The organism is Aquabacterium sp. (genome assembly GCF_004297345.1).
Taxonomy (GTDB): Bacteria; Pseudomonadota; Gammaproteobacteria; order Burkholderiales; family Burkholderiaceae_C; genus Aquabacterium.
Genome location: NZ_SCTN01000188.1, coordinates 1 through 20,517, shown reverse-complemented (window position 1 = coordinate 20,517; position 20,517 = coordinate 1). Strand labels below are relative to the sequence as shown.

At 61.2% G+C, this 20,517-nt stretch carries 22 protein-coding genes; 8 read left to right on the top strand and 14 right to left on the bottom strand.

Annotated elements, in window-relative coordinates:
• Positions 1-89: 89 nt before the first annotated feature.
• The 12 genes from EPO09_RS06505 to flgB form a co-directional block, all read right to left on the bottom strand.
• Positions 90-1,295 (bottom strand): EAL and HDOD domain-containing protein, encoded by a 1,206-nt coding sequence (locus tag EPO09_RS06505; protein WP_290641371.1) that lies wholly within the window; start codon positions 1,293-1,295, stop codon positions 90-92.
• Positions 1,296-1,322: 27 nt separating this feature from the next.
• Positions 1,323-2,558 carry a flagellar hook-associated protein FlgL gene (gene flgL / locus EPO09_RS06500; RefSeq protein WP_290641369.1) on the bottom strand — a complete coding sequence of 412 codons (1,236 nt, stop codon included), beginning with the start codon at positions 2,556-2,558 and terminating at the stop codon, positions 1,323-1,325.
• 11 nt (positions 2,559-2,569) lie between these two features.
• Complete coding sequence (gene flgK, locus EPO09_RS06495) at positions 2,570-4,345, bottom strand: flagellar hook-associated protein FlgK (RefSeq protein WP_290641367.1); 1,776 nt, start codon at positions 4,343-4,345, stop codon at positions 2,570-2,572.
• A gap of 20 nt (positions 4,346-4,365) precedes the next feature.
• Complete coding sequence (gene flgJ, locus EPO09_RS06490; RefSeq protein ID WP_290641365.1) at positions 4,366-5,304, bottom strand: flagellar assembly peptidoglycan hydrolase FlgJ; 939 nt, start codon at positions 5,302-5,304, stop codon at positions 4,366-4,368.
• On the bottom strand, positions 5,304-6,434 hold the full coding sequence (locus EPO09_RS06485) for a flagellar basal body P-ring protein FlgI (RefSeq protein ID WP_290641363.1): 1,131 nt from the start codon (positions 6,432-6,434) through the stop codon (positions 5,304-5,306). Before EPO09_RS06485 ends, flgJ begins: the two co-directional genes overlap by 1 nt.
• Positions 6,435-6,477: 43 nt before the next feature.
• A complete protein-coding gene (locus tag EPO09_RS06480; RefSeq protein WP_290641361.1) occupies positions 6,478-7,146 on the bottom strand; it encodes a flagellar basal body L-ring protein FlgH in 669 nt (222 codons plus the stop codon).
• Between the two features lie 17 nt (positions 7,147-7,163).
• On the bottom strand, positions 7,164-7,946 hold the full coding sequence (gene flgG, locus EPO09_RS06475; protein ID WP_290641359.1) for a flagellar basal-body rod protein FlgG: 783 nt from the start codon (positions 7,944-7,946) through the stop codon (positions 7,164-7,166).
• Positions 7,947-7,992: 46 nt separating this feature from the next.
• Positions 7,993-8,721, bottom strand: a complete 729-nt coding sequence (gene flgF, locus EPO09_RS06470) for a flagellar basal-body rod protein FlgF (protein WP_290641357.1) — start codon at positions 8,719-8,721, stop codon at positions 7,993-7,995.
• 35 nt (positions 8,722-8,756) lie between these two features.
• Positions 8,757-10,085, bottom strand: a complete 1,329-nt coding sequence (gene flgE / locus EPO09_RS06465) for a flagellar hook protein FlgE (protein ID WP_290641355.1) — start codon at positions 10,083-10,085, stop codon at positions 8,757-8,759.
• 66 nt (positions 10,086-10,151) lie between these two features.
• Positions 10,152-10,820 carry a flagellar hook capping FlgD N-terminal domain-containing protein gene (locus tag EPO09_RS06460; protein WP_290641353.1) on the bottom strand — a complete coding sequence of 223 codons (669 nt, stop codon included), beginning with the start codon at positions 10,818-10,820 and terminating at the stop codon, positions 10,152-10,154.
• 40 nt (positions 10,821-10,860) lie between these two features.
• A complete protein-coding gene (gene flgC / locus EPO09_RS06455) occupies positions 10,861-11,271 on the bottom strand; it encodes a flagellar basal body rod protein FlgC (RefSeq protein WP_290641351.1) in 411 nt (136 codons plus the stop codon).
• Between the two features lie 10 nt (positions 11,272-11,281).
• The gene (gene flgB / locus EPO09_RS06450; protein WP_290641349.1) at positions 11,282-11,719 is read right to left on the bottom strand and encodes a flagellar basal body rod protein FlgB; all 438 of its coding nucleotides are present in this window, start codon (positions 11,717-11,719) and stop codon (positions 11,282-11,284) included.
• Between the two features lie 192 nt (positions 11,720-11,911).
• Here flgB and flgA point away from each other — a divergent pair, with 192 nt between their 5' ends.
• The 3 genes from flgA (at position 11,912) to EPO09_RS06435 (ending at position 13,543) form a co-directional block, all read left to right on the top strand.
• On the top strand, positions 11,912-12,718 hold the full coding sequence (gene flgA, locus EPO09_RS06445) for a flagellar basal body P-ring formation chaperone FlgA (RefSeq protein ID WP_290641346.1): 807 nt from the start codon (positions 11,912-11,914) through the stop codon (positions 12,716-12,718).
• Between the two features lie 127 nt (positions 12,719-12,845).
• On the top strand, positions 12,846-13,139 hold the full coding sequence (flgM, locus tag EPO09_RS06440; protein ID WP_290641345.1) for a flagellar biosynthesis anti-sigma factor FlgM: 294 nt from the start codon (positions 12,846-12,848) through the stop codon (positions 13,137-13,139).
• 8 nt (positions 13,140-13,147) lie between these two features.
• Entirely contained in the window at positions 13,148-13,543 is a 396-nt protein-coding gene (locus tag EPO09_RS06435) for a hypothetical protein (protein WP_290641343.1), read from the top strand.
• Positions 13,544-13,579: 36 nt separating this feature from the next.
• Here EPO09_RS06435 and recJ read toward each other — a convergent pair whose 3' ends face one another.
• Together recJ and EPO09_RS06425 are read right to left on the bottom strand one after the other, a co-directional pair.
• Complete coding sequence (gene recJ / locus EPO09_RS06430; protein ID WP_290641341.1) at positions 13,580-15,304, bottom strand: single-stranded-DNA-specific exonuclease RecJ; 1,725 nt, start codon at positions 15,302-15,304, stop codon at positions 13,580-13,582.
• Positions 15,305-15,314: 10 nt separating this feature from the next.
• Complete coding sequence (locus tag EPO09_RS06425) at positions 15,315-16,307, bottom strand: hypothetical protein (protein ID WP_290641339.1); 993 nt, start codon at positions 16,305-16,307, stop codon at positions 15,315-15,317.
• A 59-nt stretch (positions 16,308-16,366) separates the two neighbouring features.
• Between EPO09_RS06425 and EPO09_RS06420 the strand changes: the two genes are divergently transcribed.
• The 5 genes from EPO09_RS06420 to EPO09_RS06400 are packed head-to-tail and all read left to right on the top strand — an operon-like array spanning position 16,367 to position 20,161.
• The gene (locus tag EPO09_RS06420; RefSeq protein ID WP_290641337.1) at positions 16,367-17,620 is read left to right on the top strand and encodes a lipoprotein-releasing ABC transporter permease subunit; all 1,254 of its coding nucleotides are present in this window, start codon (positions 16,367-16,369) and stop codon (positions 17,618-17,620) included.
• A complete protein-coding gene (locus tag EPO09_RS06415; RefSeq protein ID WP_290641335.1) occupies positions 17,613-18,398 on the top strand; it encodes a DUF2189 domain-containing protein in 786 nt (261 codons plus the stop codon). Before EPO09_RS06420 ends, EPO09_RS06415 begins: the two co-directional genes overlap by 8 nt.
• A gap of 1 nt (position 18,399) precedes the next feature.
• The gene (locus EPO09_RS06410; protein WP_290641333.1) at positions 18,400-18,609 is read left to right on the top strand and encodes a DUF2788 domain-containing protein; all 210 of its coding nucleotides are present in this window, start codon (positions 18,400-18,402) and stop codon (positions 18,607-18,609) included.
• A gap of 5 nt (positions 18,610-18,614) precedes the next feature.
• Entirely contained in the window at positions 18,615-19,295 is a 681-nt protein-coding gene (lolD, locus tag EPO09_RS06405) for a lipoprotein-releasing ABC transporter ATP-binding protein LolD (protein WP_290641331.1), read from the top strand.
• A 20-nt stretch (positions 19,296-19,315) separates the two neighbouring features.
• Positions 19,316-20,161: a TatD family hydrolase gene (locus EPO09_RS06400; RefSeq protein WP_290641329.1), complete on the top strand. Its 846-nt coding sequence runs from the start codon at positions 19,316-19,318 to the stop codon at positions 20,159-20,161.
• The last annotated feature ends 356 nt before the right edge of the window (positions 20,162-20,517 follow it).

Below are 20,517 nucleotides of genomic sequence, written 5' to 3'. Positions count from 1 at the left end.
TGAGTTCGCAAAGGGTTAACCCGCAACCGAGGGGGAGGCGCATGTGAACAAGTTCACACTATGCAAATCCCCGGGCTTTCATCTGGGTTTCAGTCCAGTTGCGATGCGTTGGCCATGGCCTTGATGATGGCGGAGTTGATGTCTCCAAAACTCATCATCAGTGCTTCGGCGGCATCTTTGATGTCATAGACACTGCTGCCCTCGATCGCTTGCACCAGACGGAAATACGGCTCGTACGGGCCGGTGTTGTCGGCCAGTGCCTGGTAGACCCGCTCAGGTACCGGGATCGTCTTGAGCAGCTCGTTGAAAGGCAACTGGAACATGCGATCGAGCAGCGAGAACACGCCGCAGATGAACAGCTCGTTGCGCATCTCGTCGTCGCCGCTGATCCGTGCGAGCTCTTCCATCAGCAGCCCACGGCGAACGGCCGCATACATGACCGGCTTCATGTTCGGGTCCTTGCTGGCGGTGGCCAGCAGGAGGGCCAGCCAACGCTTGAGGCGCTGGTAGCCCAGGATCATGATGGCGTGACGGAACGAGCTGATCTCCACCGACAGGCCAAAAGCCGGCGAGTTGATGTAGCGCATCAGCTTGTAAGCCAGAGGCGGATCGCGCTTGAGCGTGGCTTCGAGGTCTTCGATGTCGTCTTGCTTGTGGACCTGATCGATCAGCATGACGATGACCTGCAGGGCGGGCTGATCGGCGGGCTTGTTGCCGGCCTTGATGACGTCGTCGATGGGCCAGCCCAATACGGCTGATGCGCCCAGGCGGAAGCTGGTTTCCATGTCCGGCACATTGCTGATGCCAGCCGACACATGACCAATGTGACGGGGGACGCCTTCAGGCGCTACGCCTGCACCGCCAGTTGTCTGATCAACGCGGCGGTCTTCTTCGAAGTCCACGATGGCGTACTTGAAGCAGGCCAGCACCTCGCGCGACAACTCCTGCAATGGGCGGCCTTTGAGCAGCATGGTGCTGCCGTTGGCGTGCAGCGTGCACAGTGGATCCGCATTGACGGCGTCACAAGCCATGAAGGCGGGGACTTCCACCACGATGTGCGTGCCGGGTTGGGCCACGATCAGATCGCGCAGCAGGGCTTCGTTGGCCACGTTGAGCCACAGTTGCGGGCCGCCTGTGGGCCACGCTTCGGCCAACGCGTCCAGCAAGGAGCGCGGGTCGAGCTGTGCGTTGGGATTGAGTGGGAAGACCGACAGGCGCGTGGCAATGACGCTGCGATTGCGATCGATGACCGGGCAGTAGGCCAACGCGGTCTGACTGAGAATGGGGTGATCCATGAGGGGAGCCTGCCTTTACCCTTGACGTTATCCGTTGATGTACTGGAACAATGACAGTTTCTGCACCGAGGCATAGCTTTGAAGTGCAGCCTGATAGCCGGTTTGTTGGTTCTGGAAGCTGGAAACGGCCGCGACCATGTCCAGATCTTCTGCATTGGACTTTTCTGTTTGGGCGGCCAGTTTGAGCGAGTCATTGCGGGTTTGGATGCCATCCATGCGATTGAGTTGCTCCCCCACAGCGGCGCGCGCACCCTGGATGCTGCTCATGGCGGCATCGACTTCTGTCATGCCCGTATTGACCGCCTGTTGTACAGCGCCACCTTTCTGATTTGTGGCTTGTAGCGCTGCAATGGTCTTGTCCAGGCTGGTGAAGATGTTGAGGTTGTTTTGCGCGCCGGTGATGTTGAACGAGTCTCCATCGGCGGGGGCGCCGGCCACGGCTACGGCCATACCTTTGCCAGGTATGGCGATTTGTTGTCCACTGGTGTAGGGCTGTCCTGTCGCAATGGCGTTGCCATCTTCCAGTACGTCATAGGTGGTCGTGCTGCCTGCGACGTGGAACGCCAAAGAGTAGGTTGGGGAGGGATTTGCAGGGTAGGGCAATTGACTGGGCGTCGCGACCGTACCTGAGCTGATCCAGCCGGTGCCACTATTTGCTTGATTTGAGATGGCGTTTGTGCCTTGCGCCGTATTGAATACACCGTTTCCTGACTTGCCTCGCAGCCAGACTTGCTGGCCGTCTACCGTCAGGTTCAGGTGATCATCCTGCGACGCCAGCGATTCACCGGATTGCCCTTGGAATACCACGCCGGCAGTCGTGTCCACAAACGGTGGGGACGATGAGCCTTGTCCACCGAATACATAACCTCCGCCGCCATCCGAAGTATTGGCTACTGTCAGCAGTTGATTGCGAATGTCCTTGAGCTTGGCGACCAGGGCTTGACGGTCGCTGTCTGAGTAGCTGCCATTGCCGGCGGCGACCATGCTTTCTCGTGCACTTTGTAGCAAGTCGGTGGCTGTGCCAAGCGACGTTTCCGCAATGTTCATGACATTGCGACTGGCATCCAGGGTTCGCTGATTGGCTTCTGTTCTCGAGATTTGGGCTAACGCGCGCTCTGCGCGGGCGGCGGCAGTAGGGTCGTCGCTGGCGTAGTTGACTCGTTTTCCCGATGTCAGTTGCTGTTGGGACGTGGCCAGATTTTGCTGGCGATCCTGCAGGTTGTTGATCGTTTGCGAGAACGCATAAGCGGTGGCAATACGCATGATCAGTCTCCTTATTGCTGGGCAGTTTGCAGCAATGTGGCGAACAACGATTGAGCGATCTGCAGTACCTTGGCTGCCGCCTGATAGCTTTGTTGGTACTGAATGAGCTTGGCCGCCTCTTCGTCCAGGTTGACGCCGGCCGTGCTGGCAAGTGTCTGTTGGGCGTTTGTGGTCAAGGTCTTTGAGATGTCCGCAGCGGTCTGTCCGCCCTGGACCATCACGCCCAGGTTGCCAATCATCTGCGAGTAGGCATCCGTCACGGTTGTGTTGGATGTGCCATCTAAAGAGACAATGGCCTTGTCCCGCAGACCCATCATGGCCATGGCGTTGCCATTGTTGGCGGCCGGGTAGTTGGTTCGGGAGATCTGAATACTGTCTCCCGCCTTCGGTACGCCCTTGATGCTCAGATTGAACAAGGCTGCTGCAGGCGTGCTGTTAGGGTCTTGATCATTGATCGGCGATCCAGCCGTCCAGCTTCGTGGTGGCGTGGTGTCCTTATAGGGGGCACCTGTGCTGTCGGTGAATCGGTAGATCAGTTTTGTCGAATCGCTGGGATCCGTCTCAAAGACCACGGTCAGCGGCGATGTGGTCGTGGGCAGTGACGTTGCCGCATCCAACGCATTGGTCGTGGGGAGGGCGCGAGCCATGACCAACGAATCAATTGTGGCTGTGCCTTGGTTCGTCACGGCTGCCGTTGCAGACAAGGGGGAGGCTGCCGCCAGTCCTTTGGGCGATGCCAGTGCCAGAGTGACGGAAGCCGCATCGCCCGTATTCGTGAACATCGGGTTGCTCACTGGGTTGCCCGCCGAGTCAAAGCTTGTCTGCAGCGTACCGTTCAGATCCGCTCCCAGCGCTTGTTGCGCATTGAGTGCATCTGCAAAATTGGCGCAAAAGGTGTTGAGTTGGGCCTTGGTTTGCGCCAGATCGTTGTCTTGAAATTGCTGTAGTCCATACAAGGCGCCGCCGGTGATTTGCGAGCTGTCCAGAACGCGGTTGGTGCCATTGGTTTGCAGGGCCACACGGCCCAGCGTGTTGTCGGTGGCGTCTCTGACAACAGACAAGGTTTGCGCCTGGTTGCTCAGCACCAGCAACTGGCCGCCAGCCATGAATACACTGGTCGTGCCGTCATCTGCAGCAACAGTGTTGACCTGTACTTGTCCGTTGAGTTGCTTGATCAATTGATCGCGCTGATCAAGCAAGTCGTTGGGCGCCTGCCCTGAGCCGGTGAACTTGGCGATGTTCTGGTTGACTGCAGCAATCTGGGACGTCAGGGAGTTGATCTGTGCGACGGTGGTCCCCATGTCAGACAACACACCAGCTTGCAGGTCGCTCATCTGCTTGCCAGCCGTGTTCATGCGGCTCGTCCAGTCTTGTGCTCTGGCTAGGACGACTTGTCGTGCCGATACGTCCTGGGGTTGGTTGGCTACGTCAACGAAGGCATTGAGTACCTGATTGGCGGCGTAGCCAAGCCCATTTGTGCCGGTAGGCAGCACACTTTCCAGTTGCTTGAGCTTGTCCAATCGGGTCTGATCTGCGGAGGATTGGGCAGTGTTGACATTGAGCTCTTTGACCAGGAAGTCATTGGTGTCGCGGTTAACTGTGACCACCTTGACGCCACGCCCGTAGAAGCCGGCGCCAGTGAACATGCCCGATTCAGTAGACAGTTCAACTTCCTGGCGTGAATAGCCTGGTGTGTTGACATTACTGATGTTGTGCGAGACCGTGTCCAGCATGGCCTGCGTCGCCGACATGGCCGACTTGCCAATAGAAAAGATGCCTGCGCCCATGGTGTACTCCTGTCAGGCCGTCAGGTGACGGTCTTTTGCAGACGCAAGGTGGTGTTGATCACTTTGGTCAGCTTGTCGGCATAGGCGGGATCCGTGGCGTAGCCAGCCTTTTGCAAACCTTTTGCAAAGCCTTTCGCCGTGTCAGCTTGAGCGACAGTTTGACTGTATCGTGGGCTCTGACTGAGCAGTTTGGCGTGGTCCTTGAAAGCTTCTTCGTAAGAGTCATACGCACGGAATTTGGCGGTGACTTTGCGCGCCACGCCGCCGATGTATTCGGTGGTGGTGACCTCGGCGACCTTGCCCGTCCAGTTGGACGTGGCTTTGATGCCAAACAGGTTGTGGCTTGGCGTGCCATCCTTCATGCGGATCTCGTGCTTGCCCCAGCCGGATTCCAATGCCGCCTGTCCCAGGATGTTGGAGGCGGGGATGCCGGTGGCCTGTTCTGCTGCTTGTGCGGCCGACGCGTGCTTGCGGACGAATTTTTCAGATGCGCTCAGGTGTTTGTCGTCCTTCGCCGCGTCCGCAGTGCCGGTGGATGAGGTGCTGCCGGTCGTGCTGTCAGTCTGGTAGTCGCTCATGCGGCTCATGCTCATGTCGCCCAGCCCTTTGAGCGGGCTCGCCTTGGCATCCTTGCCCGCGACGCCCAACTGGCGCTCCAACTGCTTGGTGATCAGGTCGCTCAATCCGCCGGGCAGGCCGGTCATCTGGTTGGCCAATTGCGTGTCAAGCATGTTGGTGCCCATCTCGGTGGCCGAGTTGTCCATCATGCCGCTGTTCATGGTGGTTGAGCGCATGCTCTTGACCAGCTCCTGCATGAACAGGCCTTCGAGTTGTTTGGCCGTGTCTTTGATGCCGGCCTTGGCGTCCTTGCCGGACGTGGCCTTGAGGCTGTCCAGGGAACGCAGGTCCAGCGTCAGCCCGTTGGTGGGGCGGTTGTTGGAAGAAGGGTTCAGGCTCATCAGATCACCTCCAGCTCAGCTTGGAGTGCGCCGGCCGCCTTCATAGCCTGCAGGATGGCCAGCAGGTCCTGCGGGTTGGCGCCAAGGGCATTCAAGGCCTTGACGACGTCAGTGAGTTTGGTGCCATTGGGCAGCTGGATCAGCAGACCAGGTTCCTGGTTGATGCGGATGTCGTTCTTTTCTGCGGAGACAGTCTGGCCTTGCGACATCGGGCTGGGCTGACTGATGACCGGCGTCGAACTGATCGTGACCGACAGGTTGCCGTGCGCCACGGCACAGGGGCCAATGGTCACAGCCTCGTTGAGCACCACAGAACCGGTACGCGAATTGATCACCACACGTGCCGCTGGCTTGGCCTTGTCGATGTTCAGATTTTCCAGATCAGCCATGAAGGCCACGCGTTCGCCCGGTTGCGTGGGCAAGTTGACGTTGACCGTGCGTCCGTTGATGGCTTCTGCCGTGCCATTGCCCTTGCTCTTGTTGATGGCGTTGGCCACTTCGCGGGCGGTATTGAAGTCGTCAGATTGCAGGTCGTACTGGATGGTGCTGCTTTGCGTCCAGGGCGTGGGCACGCTGCGTTCGACCGTGGCACCCGAGGGGATGCGGCCTGCGTTGAGCTGGTTGATCTGAACCTTGGCGCCACCAGCCGTGGCACCGGCCCCGACGATGACCACATTGCCTTGCGCCATGCCATAGATCTGGCCGTCAGCGCCCTTGAGCGGTGTGGCGATCAGCGTGCCGCCGCGCAGCGATTTGGCATTGCCCAGCGACGAGACGGTCACGTCCATGGCCTGGCCGGGTTGTGCGAAGGGGGGCAGGGAAGCGGTCACCATCACGGCGGCCACGTTCTTGACCTGCATGCTCACCCCAGCGGGCACCGTGATGCCCATCTGCTGCAGCATGGCGTTGAGGCTCTGCGCGGTGAAGGGCGATTGCGTGGTCTGGTCGCCAGTGCCATCCAGGCCCACGACCAGGCCGTAGCCCATCAACTGGTTGGCGCGCACGCCTTGAACGGCGGCGATTTCCTTGAGGCGCACGGCCTTGGCATCCACCGGCCACCACAGTGCCGCGGAGGCTGCCAGAAAGGTCAGGCCGATCAGCAGTTTGAGGAGGCGATCCGAGATGTCCATGAGGCCGAAATCCTTGAGGGGTTCGGCTTCATTCTCCAGATCTTTAGAACGGCGTAATGCTCAAAAAGAAGCGGGCAAGCCAGCCTATTCCCTGCGCATCCTGCTGCGCGCCCCTGCCCATGTGCTCGATGCGCACGTTGGCGATCTGACTGGACAAGACCGTGTTGCCAGGCTGGATGCTGGCCGGATCGACCTGGCCAGAGAAACGCAGCACGTCCACGTTCTTGGCCACGCCGATCTGCTTTTCACCCGCCACGATCAGGTGCCCGTTGGGCAAGACCTCGATCACAGTGGCCGTGATGGTGCCGGTGAAATTGCCTGTGGCGGCGGTGCTGCCGGAGCCGTCAAACTTGTTGTCTGAAGAGCCGGCTGCGCCCAGTTTGGCGAGCTGATCCAGCCTGACCATTGGGACGGCCGTGATGTTGCTGCTGACGCTGCCCTTTTTCTCGATCGAGCTGGTGGTTTCCTGTTTGGCCGAAACCGCTTCGCTGATGTTGACGGTGATGATGTCGCCGACCATGCGGGCGCGATGCGTCTCGTACAGCGGACGGTAGCCACCAGCCTGGAAGATCGCACCGTTGTTGATGGGGGCGTATGCGGCTGCAGATGGACGTGCCTGCGTGGGCTCAGCCACGTCCACCTTGGGTGCCGTGGTGACGCAGCCGGCCAGCAGCGCCGGCAGGCAGACGAGGGACAGGTATCTACGCAACATCTGGTGCAGCCTTTGCATCACATCTGGCCGAGCTTTTGCAGCATCTGATCTGAGGTCTGGATCGCCTTGGAGTTCAGTTCGTAGGCGCGTTGCGTCTGGATCATGGTGACCAGTTCTTGCACCACGTTCACGTTGGACGACTCGACAAAACCTTGAGACAGAGTGCCCATGCCTTGTACCGTGGGTGCACCGGTCTGAGGCGCACCCGAAGCGGATGTCTCTGCAAACAGGTTCTGCCCCTTGGGCTCAAGGCCGGCCGGATTCACGAACGAGGCCAATTGAATCTGCCCGAGGTTCTGAGGCGCCACCTGGCCTGGGATCGTCGCCGTGACCGTGCCGTCCTGACCGATGGTCAGGTTGGTGGCATTGGCCGGTACGGTGATGCCGGGCTGAACCAGGTAGCCGTTGTTGGTCACCAGTTGACCTTGCGCGTCCATCTGGAAGGCGCCATCACGGGTGTAGCCGGTGGTGCCATCAGGCATGGTGATCTGGAAGAAGCCCTTGCCTTGAACGGCCAGATCCAGGTTGTTGGAGGTCTGGGTGAGAGTGCCTTGCGTGAACTGGCGTGAGGTGGCCACGGCGCGCACGCCCAGGCCCACTTGCAGGCCAGTTGGCAACTGCGTTTGCTCCGAGCTGTTGGCACCGCTTTGACGCAGGTTCTGGTACATCAGGTCCTCGAACACCGCATGCGATTGCTTGTAGCCGTTGGTGCCGCTGTTGGCCAGGTTCTGGGAAATGTGATCCAGCTGGGTTTGCTGGGCTTCCATGCCGGATTTCGATACCCACAGTGAACGCATCATGGCGGTACTCCTTGGCGCTGCGCGCCGTCTCGAATCAATTCAGTGATCAGCCGCCGGACAGCAACTGGGCTGCGGCCTTCTCGTCAGACTCGGCGGTCTGCATCATCTTCATTTGTTGCTCGAACTGGCGGGACGCCGCGATCATCGACACCATGGTCTCGATGGGGTTCACGTTGGAGCCTTCCAGAGAGCCGTCTTGCACGCGGGCGGTGGCATCCACGGGCAGTTCGCCGCCGTCTGACGAACGGAACAGACCGTCTTCGCCGCGGATCAACTTGTCCTGAGGTGTGACCAGCTTGAGCTTGCCGACACCTGTGGTCTTGCCATTGAGTGCCTTGGCGCTGACGGTACCGTCTGGCGCGATGCTGGGTTCAGCCCCAGCCGGAATGGTGATCGGGCCGCCATCGCCCATGACGGGCAGGCCGCTGTGCGTGACCAGCGTGCCCTCCGAGTTGACGGCAAACGAGCCGGAACGGGTGTAGGCCTCGGTGCCATCGAGTGCCTGCACGGCCATCCAGGTCTTGCCTTGCGCGGCGACATCCAGCGAACGACCCGTGAAGGTGATGGGGCCGGCGCTGTCGTCGTAGCCCACCGTGGTTTCCAGCGAGTAGACGCGTGTGCTGGCGCCATCGCCTCGCACAGGCACGGCGCGCACAGCTTCCATCTCTGCTCGAAAGCCAGTGGTGCTGACGTTGGCCAGGTTGTTGGACAGCACGTCCTGACGCTGCATGTTCATTTTGGCGCCAGCCATGCTCAGGTAGATCATGCGGTCCATGTCTTACTCCTGATGTCTGTCAGTCGCGCCGCTCATCAACGCAGGTTCACCAGGGTCTGCTGGACCTGGTCTTCTGCCTTGATGGTCTGGGCGTTGGCTTGGTAAGCACGTTGGGCCACGATCATGTTGACCAGCTCGCCTGTCAGGTCCACATTGGATTCTTCCAGTGCGCCTGATTGCAGCAGGCCATACACGCCACTGCCAGGCGCGCCCAGGGGCAGTGGGTCGCCTGACGTCGCCGTGGCTTTCCATTCGTTGCCACCCACCGGCTCCAGTCCATTGAGGTTCTTGAAGTCAGCCAATTGAACGCGGGCAATCGCCTTGGATTGGCCGTTGGTGTAGCGCGCCGTTACCGTGCCGTCTGTTTCGATCACGAAGTCCGACAGATTGCCCTGGCCGTAACCGCCGCCTTTCAGGTCGGTCACGGAATTGGTGGCCGAGTATTCGGTGGCTGTTGACAGGTCGAGCGAGACACCCGTCAAGGGCTGACCGTTCTTGCCTCCGGGGATGGATGCGATGGTGAATTTGGCATCCGCTGGGGCGGTGCCATCCGCATTGAAGGTAAAGGTGCCAATTGGTGTAGGCAGACCGTTGCTGTCAACTTGTACCGATGCCGCATTGGTGTTGCCGTCTGCGCTGAGGTAGATCTCATATTGGCTACCAGTTCCCGGCGTTGGTGGTGTCTGAGTGGCGTCACCTGCCGTTGGGTCTGCAATCTTTTTGAAGTAGTAGTTCAGTGCGATGGGGGCACCGTTGTCGCCATAGGCCGTCTGGGAGGTGACGAAGTTGTAGGACTTGGCGTTGGTGAAATCGATGGGGGTGATGGTGAGCGTGCCGCTGGCGTCTTTCGTTCCCAGGATACTGGCGCGAGCGTCCAGATTGGCTGTCATCGAGATCGCGCTGGCCTTCAACGGAGGAGAGCTGTCATTGGTGAGTTGAATGGCCGTACCCGATGGGCCCGACGGTGCACCCGTAGCGTCCAATGCCTGTCCCAGCAGTTGATGCTTTTCGTTGTTGATGATGTAGCCATCTGAATCGCGCTTGAACTGGCCATTTCGAGAGTAGACCGTTTCACCTTGTGGCGTGGTCAAGGCAAAGAAACCGCGGCCATTGATGGCCAAATCCAGGTTGTTGGATGTGGTGGTGATGTTGCCTTGTGTGAACTGCTGCGCAACTGACGCGACGCGCGCGCCGATGCCGATGCCGTTGCTGCCGCCGCCGCCCAGGGATGCCGCATACATATCGGCAAACTCGGCACGAGAGGACTTCGCGCCGTAGGTGTTGGCATTGGCCACGTTGTTGCCGATCACCTCCAGGTTTTTGCTGGAGATGTTCAGACCGGATAGACCTTGTTGGAAACCCATGATGATGTCCTTTCGGCGTTACTGCTGTGGCGTGTTGAAATGTGGCGTGAGGGTCTGTCGATGCATTCAGGAAACGGACTTGATCTTGCTGTAAGCCGTGGTGCCTGCATTGCGCAATTCAAGGTTCAATGTGCCGTTGCTGGCGCTGACGGCATCGACCAGATCACTCATGAGTGGTGTGGCGGTAATGGCCTTGCCGTTCCCCCCTGTCGCGGTCACCTTGAAGGTGAGTCCGTTAGTACTGGTTCCTGAGGGTGGGGTCCATTGGAACCCTTGATCTCCAGCGGCCACGCCGCTTTGCGAGATGGTGTCGAGTTTGTTGCCGGCGGCGTCCAGGATATCGATCTGTACAGTGGTTGCGGCCCCGGCTAGGTTGTAGCCAGCTGATGTCTTGCCGTCAGATCCAACAAAGAGCTGGTTGCCATTCATGACGACTTGATGGCCGACCAGGCTGGCGCCTTGCAGCATTTGCATCTGAGTCATATTGGTGCTAAAGCTGGTCATCGTCGTGTTCAGCTTGTCGATGCCGGTCACGGTATTGATCTGGGCCATCTGGCTGGTGATCTGCGAGTTGTCCGCCGGGTTGAGCGGATCCTGGTTTTGCATCTGGGTCACCAACAGCTTGAGGAAGCGATCTGATGCTTCGGTCATGCTGTTCGCGCCCGTTGTCGACGTGGTGCTCGACGACGTGGATGAGGTGGAAGAAGTGGCGGTGTTGTTGGTGACGGTGGTCATGCGGCGTCCTGTTCAGTCAGTTGGCGTGTTCGGTTGGTGATCAACCGCCTTGGCCCATTTGCAGGGTCTTCATGAGCAGGGTCTTCGCCGTGTTCATGACCTCGATGTTGTTCTGGTAGGACCGGGAAGCCGAGATCATGTTGACCATCTCTTCCACGGGGTTGACGTTGCTGTACGTGACATAGCCGTCCGCATCGGCCTGCGGGTGCTTGGGATCGTGCACGCGGCGGCCTGGGCTGGAGTCTTCGGTGACCTGGCTGACGGTGACGCCAGCGGTGCCGACTTCGCCCATCGGCGTGGTGGTGAACACGACCTGGCGTGCCTTGTAGGCGGCGCGATCGGGGCCGGCCACGGTATCGGCGTTGGCCAGGTTGGAGGCCACCACATTGAGGCGTTGCGATTGCGCGCTGACCGCGCTGCCTGCCACGTTGAAGATCTTGAACATCGACATGATGATCTCCTTACTGACCGGTGATCGCCGTGTTCAGCGTGCGCACCTGCGCGTTGATGAAACGCAGCGTGGCTTCGTAGCGCACGGTGTTGTCGGCGAAGTTGGCCCGTTCGCGGTCCATGTCGACGGTGTTGCTGTCGAGGTTGGTCTGGGAGGAAAGGGCGTAGTTCATGTCAGGTTGCTCGCGGCTGCCGGCGGGCTGGCCGTTGCGATTGAGGTGACCTGACGAAGAAGCTGCCATGGTCAGCTTGGGGGTCTGCAAGTTGGCGTTGCCTGTGGAGGCTTCGCCCGTGGCCTGGCGCAGAGCGGTCGCGAAATCAAAGTCGCGAGCGACGTAGCCGGGGGTGTCCGCGTTGGCGATGTTGCTGGCGATCAGGCGCTGGCGTTCCGACCGCAGCGCAAGCGCTTCGGACTGGAAGTTCAAGGAGTCGGTCAATCGGTTCAACATGGTCTGGGCCCTCCGGGGCTGTTCACTGCGAGCTGCCTGGATCGCCGGGTGGTCTCTGCGGGAGGTGCACGACGAGGCAGCTTGTCTGGGATGTTGATCGGGTGGCGTCAAAACATGAGCCGAATAAGCGGTCGAATCAGCCTTCATTTCCTGTCCTTGCAGAGAGGGCGCGCTTCGTACAGTCAAGTCACCATGAAAACGCCTTTTGAATCCACCGCGCGCCTGCATACCGACATCGGATTGGCTCCTGTCCAGTTCCTGGTGGCCGGGCTCAGCGCATTGCTGTGGACCGGGCTGTGTGCCCTGGCGGCGCTGGGGGCCTCTGCCGCCCATGCTCAGACGGCGGACTTGCCTGGCCTTCAAACGCAGGTGGAGACCTTGCTCAAGCAGCAGGCCTTGCCTCAGGGCAACAGCAGTGATGCCGCTATGCAAAAAAAGGCCTGGCGCGTTGAGGTGACCCTGGGTCAACTGGATCCTCGCCTGAAGCTGGCGCCGTGCGACAAGGTCAAAACCTATATGCCCGAGGGCGTTCAGATGTGGGGCAAGACCCGTGTCGGCCTGCGCTGTGAGCAGGGCCCTGTGCGCTGGAACGTCTTCTGGCCGGTGACGGTCAAGGTATGGGGGCAGGCGCTGGTGGCCGCCGTGCCGCTGCGTCCGGGCAATCCCATTGAAGCTGGCGACCTGCGCGTCGCGGAAGTCGATCTGGCAGAAAAGACCTCGCCTGCCGTCATGCGGGTGACCGATCTGCTGGGTCGCTCGGTGATCCGCGGGATCGAACCCGGCCAGGCCATTCATCACGATGATGTGAAGGCGCGCCGTTGGTTCCTTGCTGGTGATCCGGTTCGCCTGACGGTGCGCGGCGCGGGTTTTCAGATTGCAGCAGAAGGTACGGCGCTATCCCCCGGGGATGAGGGTCAATGTGCCCGGATTCGCACCGATAACGGTCGGGTAGTTTGTGGACACCCGGTGGGAGATCGGCAAGTGGAGTTGTCTCTGTGAAACAGTTTCTTGCCAATTCGTCCCCCCTGCCTAGGGGGTTTGGGGTGTTTGGCATTAAAGTCGGTCAGGCCCGCGTCGATATCGCGGATGTGACCACTCGGTTTCAGCCGGGATCAAGGAGTACATCATGAAGATCGGCAACCCTTTAGATAAAGCGGTAGGCGGCGTCAGCCCCCGTACCGAGGGCGCCAGTACAGGGAAGACGTCCTCGTCTTCCGGCGGCGTCAGCGAGAGTTCGAAAGTCACTTTGTCGACTGTCGCCTCTGGCTTGATTTCCGCTGCAGATGGCACTTTTGATGCGGACAAGGTGTCCAGCGTCAAGGAGTCCATCGACAACGGCACCTACAAGATCAACCCCGAAGTCATCGCCGACAAGCTGATCGGCAATGCCAAGGAACTGCTGCAAGGCAAGCAGGGCTGAGGTTGAAGATGGCGCAGCTGAGTCCTAGCCGGGAAGACGTGTCTGCCGAGATGGGCGCCCATGTGGCGGACATCGAGGCCTGTCTGTCCGCGCTGGACAAGGCTTTCGCTGCCAGTGATGGCGACCTCATCACGCATCAATCGCAGCAGTTGCAACGCACACTGGCCGAGTCGCTGGTGGCGTTTCGCAAGGCCGAGCAGGCTGGCTTGCGCCCGCTGGACGAGGCTCTGCGTTCGCGTCTGAAGCTGGCGCAAAGCCGCTTGTTGGCGCAGCAGGTGGCGGTCCACCGTGCCAATGCCACCATTGATCGCACGCTCAAGGTGCTGTTTCCGGGTGAGGAAAACAGCACTTACGGCAATCTGGGGGCCTCCCCCGTGGCCAAGGCGCTCAACGCCTACCGTTGAGTCTTGCGTGAGCAGCCCTTCGGCCCTCACGCAGGGTCAGGCGGGATCGACGGCGGCTTCCACCACGATCTGAACACGCTGACGTCCCTGGAACTCGTCCAGGCTGACGCGGTAAGCCAGTTGTGTTTTGGCCGGCAGCGGATCCGTATGCCCGAACCAGATGCCATCGCGCACCTGGCCTTGTACCCGCAGGCTGAGTTTGAGGTGGCGTTCACCTACAAGGCGCTGGCCCAGTACTTCCGCCTGATCGCTGAAAACCGGCGCATCAAAACCCGGGCCCCAGACAGCTTTGTCGAGTTCGGCTACGGCCTCAGGCGTGAACCACTGCGCATCCAGTGGGCCATCTGTGCTGATCTGGCGCAGCAGCAGGCTGGGGTCCAGTCCTTCCTGCGCGATGCGGACCAGTTCGGTCTCGAAGGTGTCTACATCTTCTTCGGCAATGGTGCAGCCCGCCGCCATGGCGTGCCCGCCAAAACGCTTGAGCAGGCCGGGGTGGCGTTTGCTGACCACATCCAGCGCGTCACGCAGGTGGAAGCCGGGGATGGATCGGCCTGAGCCCTTGAGCATGCCGTCCTGCCCCAAGGCGAACACGAACGTGGGGCGATGCAGGCGGTCTTTCAGGCGCGAGGCCACGATGCCGACCACGCCTTCATGGAAGTCCGGATCGTAGATGGTCACGGCTGGGGGCGGCTCGTCCTCCGGCATCAGGCTTTCCAGCAGTTGTTCGGCCTGTTCGCGCATGCCGGATTCCAGCTCTCGGCGCTCGCGGTTGATGGCGTCGAGCTGGCGGGCCAGGGCGTCGGCGCGGGTGGCGTCATCGGTGCTCAGGCATTCGATGCCCAGGCCCATTTCGGCCAGCCGTCCGGCGGCGTTCACGCGGGGGCCCAGCGCAAAGCCGAAATCCTGGCTGGTGGCCTTTTTCGGGTCACGGCCAGCGGCTGCAAACAGCGCGGCGATGCCCGGTTGCATGCGCCCGGTGCGGATGCGCTTGAGGCCTTGCGCGACCAGGCGCCGATTGTTGTCATCGAGCCTGCCCACATCGGCGATGGTGCCCAGGGCGACCAGATCCAGCAGGTTGTCGATGCGGGGCTGGTTGCTGGCATCGAACACGCCGCGTTGGCGCAATTCGGCGCGCAGGGCCAGCAGCACGTAAAACATCACGCCTACGCCGACCAGCGCCTTGCTGGCGAAGGTGCAGCCGGGCTGATTGGGATTCACGATCACATCGGCATCGGGCAGGCTGACCTGGCCATCGTCCAGCACCACGGGCAAATGGTGGTCGGTGATGATGACCTTGATACCCTGGTCTCGGGCACGCTTGACGGCCTCGTGGCTGGCCATGCCGTTGTCCACGGTCATGAGCACATCGGCGTGCTTGGCTTGGACCATGTCCACGATGGGGGGCGTCAGGCCATAGCCGTGCACGGCACGATCCGGGACCACGTAGCTGACTTGCCCCGGCGTAGCGCCCAGCATCTGCAGGCCGCGCAAGCCTGTGGCACAGGCGGTGGCGCCGTCACAGTCATAGTCGGCCACGATGCAGATGCGTTGGCCAGCCTGGATGGCATCAGCCAGCAGTTGCGCAGCTTGTGCCGCACCTTTCAGATCGGCGGGCGAGAGCAGGCGGGCCGGGCTGTCGTCCAACTCTTCGGCCGTGCGGATGCCACGGGATGCAAACAGCCGGGCCAGCAGAGGGTGGACGCCAGCTTGTTCCAGGGTCCAGGTGGCACGGGGAGGGACCTCGCGGGGAATGATTTTCATGAGGCAAGCCTTACAGGCTGTTGAGCAGGGCCAAGGGGTCGTGGCCACCACCGGATGATGTCAGGCGTTTCGCAGATTGCCACAGTCTGGCGCTCAGGCTGGCGGGCGCCACGCGGGCCAGGGTGACTGCATGCCGCTCGCCACACAGCGTGAGCTGGATGGGCTGACCTGCATCCAGTGCGTCACAGATGGATTTCAGCACGGTGGCATCCAGATGCGCCCAGGCCTCCAGCCAGGCGGGCATGTCATCTGCCAGCATGGGCGCGCGCAGATCATTGACCAGCATGACTTCGTCAGGTTGACGCGTACGTGCAGGTGGCGTGCCGCAGCCGCTCAGCCAGAAGGAGTTGACCGTGGCCAGGCCTTGTGCCTCACGGGCATCGTTGACGGGATGCTGGTAGAGCAGCATCTGCACTTCGCTCTGCAGGCGGCGCACCATGCGTGCTTCAGCGTGATCGGTCAGCCACAGGTCCGGGTTACGGCCGATGACACGGTCCAGTGAGGCGGTCGGCAGGCCAGCCAGTGATGGGTGGGCGGCATACCAGCGTTGGGCCGAACCCCACAGCAGCGTCCAGCCATCTTCTTCGAACAAGGGGCGGATCGCCTCGAACACGGTGCGGGATTCGGTCTCGCTCAAGCCCAGTGTGGCCGGATCGAGCAAGGTGAGGTGGTCGCGACCCATCAGCCAGTGGCCGGGGCTGAGCATGCCCCATGTCTGCTGCGGATCCAGCGTCACGCCGTCTTGCGCGGCCCACCAGGTGGCCCAGGGCATGAGGCCATCCGCATCTGGCCAGCCCATGCTGCGGGCCAGCACACGTTCGTGCGGCATGGACAGGGCGTATTCATCGCCTTCTAGGCGCCCTGTTTCCTGCATGCGGCTCAGCAAACGACGCAGATGGGGCAGTGCATGCTCGGCCGCCAGCCGGGGCAGGGCCTGCTGGCAAGGTTCGGACAGGCTGGAGGCAAAAGGCACGATCCAGTGGGTGATGAGCGTGGATGACACAGTAAACAGGCTTGATCTGGTTCAGAGCGTGATTATCAAGTGGGTACACTCCCCACATCATGAATCTGCCTTTTGAGTGGCGAATCGGGTGGCGTTACACCCGCGCCAGCCGTACGACCCGACGCAACGGCTTCATTTCTTTCATTTCCGGGGTGTCCATCCTCGGGATCACGCTGGGTGTGGCGGCGCTGATCATCGTGCTGTCGGTGATGAACGGCTTCCAGAAGGAAGTGCGCGACCGCATGCTGTCCGTGGTCGCCCACATCGAGTTGTATGACGCCCGTGGCGGCGCCCTGGCTGACTGGCATGTGCTGGCCGAGCAGGCTCGTCGCAACCCGGCGGTGATTGGCGCGGCCCCCTTCATCCCGGCTCAGGCGCTGATCGCGCGGGGCGATGACATGCGTGGCGCCATGGTGCGCGGTGTGGTGCCGGCTGAAGAAGTGGCGGTGACCCCGCTGGCCGCGAGCCTGAAAGACACGTTCGCGCGCCTGACGCCCGGTAGTTGGGGCGTGCTCATCGGTGTCGAAATGGCGCGCAGCCTGGGCGTGCGTGAAGGCGATCAGCTCACGGTGGTGGCACCCAGCGGGCAGGTGACCCCGGCAGGTGTGGTGCCGCGCCTCAAGCAGGTGACCGTGGTTGGCGTCTTCAATGCCGGGCACTATGAATACGACAGCAGCCTGGTGTTGATGCATGCCGACGATGCCGCCAAGCTGTTTCGCACGGGTGGCGTGACGGGCGTGCAGCTCAAGCTCAAGGATTCGCAACTGGCGCGCCGTGTGGGCAACGAGCTGGCTGAATCATTGGGCGCCGATGTGGTCGTGCGCGACTGGACGCACACCAACCGCGCCTGGTTTGATGCCGTTCAGGTGGAAAAGCGCATGATGTTCATCATCCTGACGCTGATCGTGGCCGTGGCGGCTTTCAATCTGGTGTCCACACTCGTGATGACCGTGACGGACAAGCGGGCTGACATCGCGATCTTGCGCACCCTGGGCGCCAGCCCGCGTTCCATCATGGGGATCTTCATGGTGCAGGGTGCCATGTCGGGCGTGCTGGGCACTTTGGGCGGCCTGGGGCTGGGCCTGCTGGTGGCCTTCAACCTCGATGTCATCGTGCCCTTCATCGAGCACTTGCTGGGCGTGAGCTTTCTGCCTGGCAGCATCTACCTGATCTCGAAGATGCCATCCGATCCGCAGTGGGGTGACATCATCCCCATCGGGCTGATTTCACTGGTGCTGTCCCTGGCTGCCACGCTGTACCCCAGCTGGCGCGCCAGCCGTGTTCAACCTGCCGAGGCCTTGCGATATGAGTGACATCCTGCCTGCTCAAGACCGTCCGCTGCGTGTTCGCAAGGTGCACTCCTTGCGTACTTTCATCTGGTTGGCCCGGGGGTGGAGTGACTTCATGGACGCGCCCTTGGTGGGGCTGGTTCACGGTGTGCTCATGGGCGCATTCGGTGGCCTGTTGCTCATGCTGGCCTGGGATCGTTTCTGGATCCTGGCCGGTGCCATGTCGGGCTTCCTGATGGTGGCGCCCATCTTGTCTACCGGGCTGTATGCCGTCAGCCGCGCCCTGTTGCGCAACGAACCCGCGGGCTTCGAGGCTGTGTGGGCCGTGTGGTCGTCCATGGATCGTCGATTGGTCAAGTTCGGCATCTTGCTGACGGCGCTGGGCACCGGTTGGGTGATGACCTCTGCCGCGCTGATCACATTGGGCGTCAAGCCTGCGGTGACCACGCCAACCGATTTTCTGTTGCGTGTGGTGATGTCGCCCAACCCTGGCTTTTTCGAGATCTGGCTGCTTGTTGGCGGCGTGATGGCCGCGCCGGTCTTTGCGTCCAGCGTCGTGGCTATTCCATTGCTGGTGGACCGCCAGGTGAGCGTGCCCCGTGCGGTGCTGACCAGTTGGCGTGCGGTGATGGCCAACCCGATTTGCATGAGCACCTGGGCGGCGATCGTGATGTCGCTGAGCCTGTTGGGGCTGTGCACCATGATGTTTGGTTTGATTCTGGTGATACCTGTTCTGGGCCATGCCACCTGGCATGCGTACCGCGATCTGGTGGTTCGCGAAACAGGCAGGGAAACGGTTTGATATGTTTGGTCTTAACGAAGAGCAGATTGCTCAATTGGGGCTGACCGTCGGTGTGGGCGGCTTCATCCTCTACATGTTCTTCATCATCTTTCAGTTGGCGCGAGAGTCCAAGGCAGGCAAGTTCGGCACCTTCATGCTGTTTCTGGTGCTGGGCTTTGGCATGATCGGCTTCATCGCCAAGAACATCCTTGTGTGGTTGCTCCACATCTGATCGGCATGACTGACGCCTTGATTCTGGAAGCCCAAGGGCTGGTGAAGCGGTTCCACGAAGGCCCGCTGGATGTGAGCATCCTGCAGGGGGTGGACCTGCGCGTGACGCGTGGTGAGACCGTGGCCATCGTGGGCGCTTCGGGCTCGGGTAAAAGCACGATGCTGCATCTGCTGGGCGGGCTGGACTCGCCCACCAGTGGCCGTGTTCGTCTGATGGGCAAGGATCTGAGCGCGATGAACGCGGCAGAGCAAGGCGCCTGGCGCAATCAGCATCTGGGCTTCATCTACCAGTTCCATCACCTGCTGCCCGAGTTCACGGCGCTGGACAACGTGGCCATGCCTTTGATGATTCGCCGCATGCCGCAAGAGCAGGCGCGCGAGCAGGCGCGTGGCTGGCTGGATCGGGTCGGCTTGCTCAATCGGGTCGAGCATCGCCCGTCCGAGTTGTCGGGCGGTGAGCGCCAGCGTGTGGCCGTGGCGCGCGCCCTGGTCACCCAACCCGCTTGCATCCTGGCCGACGAGCCAACAGGCAACCTCGACCGCAATACGGCTGACATCGTGTTTGACCTGATGCTGCAACTGGCAGCTGATCAGGGCACGGCCGTCATCATGGTTACGCACGATTCGGCTTTGGCCGAACGCTGTGCGCAACGCCATCGCCTGGTCAACGGGCGATTCGCGGACTGATCATCCATAGAGGGCAGGGCATGTGGATCGACACGCACTGTCATCTGGATGCGCCCGAGTTTGATGCTGACCGCGTCGAGGTGATCGCGCGGGCTCAGCAGGCCGGTGTCGGGCTGATGGTGGTGCCGGCCGTCTCGTCTGCCACCTTCCACACCAGCCGTGAGGCGGCTTTGCAATGCAAGGGCGCTTATGCCCTGGGCATTCACCCGCTGTATGTTCGCCATGAACCGGAGCAGGCTGCTTTGCAGGCGCTGGCCGACGCCTTGCAAAAATGGCAAACCGATCCTCGGTTGGTGGCCGTTGGCGAAATCGGGCTGGATCATTTCGTGCCTGAGTTGCAAGACGAGGCCAGCAAGGCCCTGCAAGAGCGCCTGTATGTGGCGCAATTGGAGTTGGCCGTGGCGGCCGGTTTGCCCGTGATCCTGCATGTGCGTCGCAGTGCCGATGGCTTGCTCAAACACCTGCGGCGCTTGCGTGATGCCGGGCGCCCGGTGGCAGGAGGGATTGCGCACGCTTTCAATGGCAGCGAGCAGCAGGCTCAGGCATTTCTGGATCTGGGCTTCAAGCTTGGGTTTGGTGGGGCCATGACATTTGATCGCGCCCTGCAGATTCGCCGCCTGGCGGCCACCCTGCCAGATGACGCCATCGTGCTGGAGACTGACGCGCCTGACATCCCTCCACACTGGCTGTATCAAACCTTTCAGGCACGGGTACAGGGCGCGCGAAGCCGGAACGAGCCTGGCGAGCTGCCGCGCATGGCGCAGACGCTGTCCGATTTGCGGGGGTGGAGTCTTGCGCAAACCCAGGCTCAAACCACCCGAAACGCCTTGCAAGCCTTGCCTCGTCTCGCTTCGATACTGGAGTGAGCTTCGCTTGGTCCATTGTGGTTTCCACGTGGATGGGCTGTGGATGCACAACTGTGGTGCTTGCGCATTCGGCGTGACACAATGATCCGATACCGTCTCGGCACGCCACTTCGGTGGTTGTTCGTTCTGTTGTTGTATTGGTGTGTGGTCCAGGTGCCCTGACGTCACGACACAAACACGAAGGAGCGGTGTGATGTTGCATCACAGCCATCGGCTTGCCATGCGTCGAGCCCTCACCCTGGTCGCTGTCATGACCGTGGGCCTGGCGCTGATCTGGGCCGTGCCTTTTTGGGCCGGTTTCCAGAAAATCGAGGACTACGTGCCGATCCACACCATGCTCGAAATGGCGTCGGTCG

Bases quoted from the DNA above. Each gene is read 5' to 3' on its own strand.
- EPO09_RS06420 (WP_290641337.1), top strand. From the start codon at position 16,367: ATGAATCTGCCTTTTGAGTGGCGAATCGGGTGGCGTTACACCCGCGCC.
- flgJ (WP_290641365.1), bottom strand. From the start codon at position 5,304: ATGAGCCTGAACCCTTCTTCCAACAACCGCCCCACCAACGGGCTGACG.
- flgC (WP_290641351.1), bottom strand. From the start codon at position 11,271: ATGTCGATGTTCAAGATCTTCAACGTGGCAGGCAGCGCGGTCAGCGCG.
- EPO09_RS06435 (WP_290641343.1), top strand. From the start codon at position 13,148: ATGGCGCAGCTGAGTCCTAGCCGGGAAGACGTGTCTGCCGAGATGGGC.
- EPO09_RS06485 (WP_290641363.1), bottom strand. From the start codon at position 6,434: ATGGACATCTCGGATCGCCTCCTCAAACTGCTGATCGGCCTGACCTTT.
- flgF (WP_290641357.1), bottom strand. From the start codon at position 8,721: ATGGACCGCATGATCTACCTGAGCATGGCTGGCGCCAAAATGAACATG.
- flgE (WP_290641355.1), bottom strand. From the start codon at position 10,085: ATGGGTTTCCAACAAGGTCTATCCGGTCTGAACATCTCCAGCAAAAAC.
- EPO09_RS06505 (WP_290641371.1), bottom strand. From the start codon at position 1,295: ATGGATCACCCCATTCTCAGTCAGACCGCGTTGGCCTACTGCCCGGTC.
- flgA (WP_290641346.1), top strand. From the start codon at position 11,912: ATGAAAACGCCTTTTGAATCCACCGCGCGCCTGCATACCGACATCGGA.
- flgK (WP_290641367.1), bottom strand. From the start codon at position 4,345: ATGGGCGCAGGCATCTTTTCTATTGGCAAGTCGGCCATGTCGGCGACG.
- flgB (WP_290641349.1), bottom strand. From the start codon at position 11,719: ATGTTGAACCGATTGACCGACTCCTTGAACTTCCAGTCCGAAGCGCTT.
- EPO09_RS06410 (WP_290641333.1), top strand. From the start codon at position 18,400: ATGTTTGGTCTTAACGAAGAGCAGATTGCTCAATTGGGGCTGACCGTC.
- EPO09_RS06400 (WP_290641329.1), top strand. From the start codon at position 19,316: ATGTGGATCGACACGCACTGTCATCTGGATGCGCCCGAGTTTGATGCT.
- lolD (WP_290641331.1), top strand. From the start codon at position 18,615: ATGACTGACGCCTTGATTCTGGAAGCCCAAGGGCTGGTGAAGCGGTTC.
- flgL (WP_290641369.1), bottom strand. From the start codon at position 2,558: ATGCGTATTGCCACCGCTTATGCGTTCTCGCAAACGATCAACAACCTG.
- EPO09_RS06480 (WP_290641361.1), bottom strand. From the start codon at position 7,146: ATGTTGCGTAGATACCTGTCCCTCGTCTGCCTGCCGGCGCTGCTGGCC.
- EPO09_RS06415 (WP_290641335.1), top strand. From the start codon at position 17,613: ATGAGTGACATCCTGCCTGCTCAAGACCGTCCGCTGCGTGTTCGCAAG.
- EPO09_RS06460 (WP_290641353.1), bottom strand. From the start codon at position 10,820: ATGACCACCGTCACCAACAACACCGCCACTTCTTCCACCTCATCCACG.
- recJ (WP_290641341.1), bottom strand. From the start codon at position 15,304: ATGAAAATCATTCCCCGCGAGGTCCCTCCCCGTGCCACCTGGACCCTG.
- flgG (WP_290641359.1), bottom strand. From the start codon at position 7,946: ATGATGCGTTCACTGTGGGTATCGAAATCCGGCATGGAAGCCCAGCAA.
- flgM (WP_290641345.1), top strand. From the start codon at position 12,846: ATGAAGATCGGCAACCCTTTAGATAAAGCGGTAGGCGGCGTCAGCCCC.